The 2505-nt window shown below is 64.8% G+C and carries 2 protein-coding genes; one reads left to right on the plus strand and one right to left on the minus strand.

Translation table 11 applies throughout. The features are described 5' to 3' along the window. Nucleotides 1–179: 179 nt before the first annotated feature. Nucleotides 180–1451, minus strand: coding sequence for a tetratricopeptide repeat protein (locus tag QSG27_RS28525; RefSeq protein WP_306712180.1), 1272 nt, complete (start codon nt 1449–1451; stop codon nt 180–182). 238 nt (nt 1452–1689) lie between these two features. Here QSG27_RS28525 and QSG27_RS28530 point away from each other — a divergent pair, with 238 nt between their 5' ends. Further along, nucleotides 1690–2406 (plus strand): class I SAM-dependent methyltransferase, encoded by a 717-nt coding sequence (locus QSG27_RS28530; RefSeq protein ID WP_306712182.1) that lies wholly within the window; start codon nt 1690–1692, stop codon nt 2404–2406. The last annotated feature ends 99 nt before the right edge of the window (nt 2407–2505 follow it).

Below are 2505 nucleotides of genomic sequence, written 5' to 3' on the forward strand. Positions count from 1 at the left end.
CGACGGCGCCACCGGACGACAAAACGCTTCGGCGTCGCCGCCCTCCCAAACGTCGCCCTCATTTAGCGGATGCACCATTTAGAAACTTGTGGTGTGGGCCGCATGCCAATCACCCGGACTGCCTGCGGAGCCCCACGGGAAGCGACCCCCAGCCCAAGACCCCCAGCCCAAGATGTTGGTCAGGGCTTGCCCGCCGACAGGCTGGACGGTTCCAGTTCGGCGCCGACCGTACGGTACCCGGCGGTCAGTTCCGCCTGAGCCCAAGGCCGCATCCGCACTATGAAGAGCCGCCATCCCGGTTGCGGTCCGACGGCACGCCGGAACAGGTCTTTGGCCTCGTCGGCACGCCCTTGCCTCTGCCGCAAAAGCGCAAGCGAGGTCAGCGCCCACGATTGGGGAATCGGATGCAACTGCACCGCCCTTTCCAGCATCACGGCGGCTTCATCCATGCGGCCGAGTTGCATCAGCGCCAGCCCCATGTTGGTGACGCTGAAGTAGTCGTTCAAAGTCCAGGCCGATGGTGCCTGCTGCCCGGCCGAAGTCTCCCGCAGGTTCGTCAGAGCTTCTTCGGGCCGGTGCTGGGCCAGCAGGTTCACGGCGATGGCGTTGCGTGCAAAATCATTGCCCGGTTCGATCTCCAGCGCCGCTTTACAGCAGGTTTCCGCCTCGTCATGACGTCCGGTCAGTTGAATGGTCTGGCCGAGGTAGATGTGGAGGACGGCGTTCCGGGGATGCGAGCGGATCAGGGCGCGGAACGCCCTTTCCGCTTCGTCCGTCAGGCACAAGGCCAGATAGGCAAGAGCCTGATCGAGAAGCGCTTGGAAATTGTCCGGTTCCTTCCGGATGGCCAGGGCAAGCACCGGCAAGGCCGCCCGCATCGCCCCTGTCCCGACGAGATAGTGGCCGATGGGGATGGCATCCTGCTCCGCATCGTCTGTTCCATTCCCCAATTCCGTCCCGATTTTCGCATCGTCCAAGCCATCGAGCCAAGGCTCCGCGTCTGCCGGACGCTGCAGTTGGCACAAGGCAAGGATGAGCACGACGCGCGCCAGCCGATGACCGGGCTGGCCGTCCAGAACGGTCCGCGCCGTCTCCGCCGCCGTCTCCGGTTTGTCGGCGCGCAAGTCCCGAAGCGCGATGGCAGCCAACCCATGGGCACGATACAGGGGATTGATCCGACCGGCGGCACGGTCGGCGGCTTCCGCCTCGGTCGAATGTCCCACCGCGCGCAGCAGCTCGACCAATCGAACATGAGCTTCGTACAGGGACGGCCAATGCTCGACGGCTTGCCGGTAGGAGTTGAGCGCCTGCGCGGTGTTCCCTTCCCTCGCGAGAGCGATTCCCATCTCGTAACGGTAGTTCGCGAAGGTGGTCGCGCGGATGGTCTGCCGCCATGCCTCGACCTGTTCAGGGGTCGGCGAGGGGGATGGTGAATTGGTAGCGACGCGCATGACGAACTCCGCTATGGGACCGGAAAATTATCTCACGCCTCCGGTGCCAAGCCACCAAATTTTCTTTGAAAACCGATATGGATGGACACCCGGGCGCCACTACCCCTCAAGTTGCCCGGCCGCTGCACTTCCCGGGATTCGCGTCCTGTGATATGAAATGCTGGCTTTGGATCATGACGGTCCGCTCCAGAATACAAGCATCCGTCTTTTTCCCTTTGGCCGTGACACGGGAACCGATATGGCGAATGAAAAGGAATGGCTTGATTCCGTCTCCAACGTCTATGGCTCGCATGATGGAAAGCTTGACGAGAGGCTTGTGAATGTCTTCACGCTGGATCTGGTGGCGGCGGAGGCGTCCGCGGCCCGCCGGGTTCTGCTGATGGGGGTGGGGTCCGGCGTGGTGGCCCGCGAACTGCAGCAGCGATGCGCCCACCTGACCGTCGTCGAAGGCTCAGCCATGCTGGCCGGAGCCTTCCGTGCGGAACATCCCGGCATCACCGTCGTCGAGACGCTGTTCGAAGATTACACGCCGGAAGAGCCCTTCGATCTGGTCATCGGGAGCCACGTGCTGGAACATGTGGAGGAGCCGGTGGCGGTGGCGGCGCGCGCGCGCGCCTGGATGGCGCCGGGGGCTCTGGCCATCTTCACCGTGCCCAACCGCCACTCGCTGCATCGGCGCGTCGGCGTCGAAATGGGACTTCTGGAACGGCCCGACAGCCTGAGCGAGCGCGACCACCGCCAGGGCCATCGCCGGGTCTACGACGGGGCCGGCCTGAAACGCGACATCCAGGCCGCCGGGTACCGCGACGTCGAGGTCAGCGGCTATTGGGCCAAGTTCGTCCCCAACACCATGATGGCCGACTGGTCCCGCGAACTGGTGGATGCCATCTATCGGGTCAGCCGTTCGCTCGACCCGGACCTCTGCGTCAACCTTTGCGCCCGGTGCCGCTGCTGACGGAAGCGCGCCTCAGCACGGCCGCCTCGCCGCCTCGTCGCGCCAGTGCAGCAGGGCATCCACGGTGCGGTCGGCCGCAGGACGGGACATTCCCGGCCA

It is taken from the genome of Azospirillum isscasi, from assembly GCF_030849505.1.
Lineage (GTDB): Bacteria > Pseudomonadota > Alphaproteobacteria > Azospirillales > Azospirillaceae > Azospirillum > Azospirillum isscasi.

Coding starts and splice junctions, on each gene's coding strand:
- QSG27_RS28530 (WP_306712182.1), top strand. CDS start 1,690: ATGGCGAATGAAAAGGAATGGCTTGATTCCGTCTCCAACGTCTATGGC.
- QSG27_RS28525 (WP_306712180.1), bottom strand. CDS start 1,451: ATGCGCGTCGCTACCAATTCACCATCCCCCTCGCCGACCCCTGAACAG.